The sequence below is a fragment of the Gordonia sp. UCD-TK1 genome, from assembly GCF_001691435.1.
GTDB classification, from domain to species: Bacteria; Actinomycetota; Actinomycetes; order Mycobacteriales; family Mycobacteriaceae; genus Gordonia; species Gordonia hongkongensis.
Genome location: NZ_LZMP01000071.1, coordinates 1 through 1,286, shown reverse-complemented (window position 1 = coordinate 1,286; position 1,286 = coordinate 1). Strand labels below are relative to the sequence as shown.

Genomic DNA, 1,286 nt, shown 5'->3' with positions numbered 1-1,286 from the left:
TGGCGTGTCCCCCGTGAACCGGTCCGGGTGGTTCTAGAGTCCTGATTGCCCTGTTGAGGGCGGAGAAGGGACGATAGGGATCATGGCGGGACGGAAGCGTCACTCGGCTGAGGACATCGTGCGCAAGTTGCGCCGAGCCGATGAACTGGCGGCCGAGGGCAAGAACGGCGAGGAGATCGCCGCCGACCTCGAGGTGTCGGCGGCCACCTTGTACAACTGGCGCCGCCAGTACGGCGGTATGGACGCTGATGCCGCCAAGGAACTCAAGGAGCTACGCGAGCAGAACGGCCGGCTCAAGCGGCTGCTCGCCGACGCCGAGTTGGAGAAAGACGCGCTGCGGGAGATCGCCAAGGGAAAATTCTGAGCCCGACCGCCAAACGCGCCGCGATCGACATGCTCAAAGACGTGAAGAACATGTCAGAACGTATGGCGTGCAGGGTTGTTGGGCTTTCACGGTCTACCTACCGGCGTCTGCCGTTGGCTCAGACACCGGCCGACCCGGACGCTGGTATGCGTGCACAGCTACGCACCTACGCCCGCAAGCACCCGCGACACGGGTTCCGGCGGGCGTGGGCGCACCTGCGGTTCGACGACGGTATCGAGGTGAACAAGAAGAAGGTGCATCGGCTGTGGACGGAGGAGGGCCTGCAGGTGCGCCGGGCGCCGCGGCGCAAACGAGCCGGGCAATCGTCAGTGCCGATCGTGGCGGCGGATGCGCCGAAGGTGGTGTGGGCATTGGACTTTCAGTTTGACTCGACCGTGGATGGCAAGAAGGTCAAGATCGCATCAATGGTCGATGAACACACCCGGATGTCGTTGCTCAACATCGTGGATCGCTCGATCACCGCCGACCGGTTGGTCGAGGAATTGGAGAAGACCTTCGCGATCTGGGGTGGCCCACCCATGGTGCTACGCATGGACAACGGCCCTGAGTTCATCTCAGAGGCGCTCCAGGCGTTCTGTGCAGGGTCGGTAGGCATCTCCTATATTCCGCCCGGCACGCCGTGGAACAACGGGTTCATCGAATCGTTCAACAACCGGCTTCGCGACGAGTGCCTGAACCGCAACTGCTGGCCCACCCTGCTCGAAGCTCGCGTGGTGATCGACGATTTCAAAGACGACCACAACCACCGGCACCGCCACTCGGCGCTGGGCTACCAGACCCCGGCCGAGTACGCTGCCCGATGCACCCACCAGCACCACCCTGTGGGCTGCGAGATCGACTGACCGACAGCTAGAAGAAACTGGCTCTAGAACTGCCTGGACCGGCTATCGGGGACCTGCCA

At 63.3% G+C, this 1,286-nt stretch carries 1 protein-coding gene; it reads left to right on the top strand.

Translation table 11 applies throughout. The annotated features are described in order from the left end of the window. The first annotated feature begins 82 nt into the window (after positions 1–82). A protein-coding gene (locus tag A9310_RS23280) for an IS3 family transposase (RefSeq protein ID WP_091344253.1) occupies positions 83–1,227 on the top strand; the annotation gives its coding sequence in 2 pieces (ribosomal slippage) (positions 83–350 and positions 350–1,227; 1,146 coding nt in all). Positions 1,228–1,286: the final 59 nt, after the last annotated feature.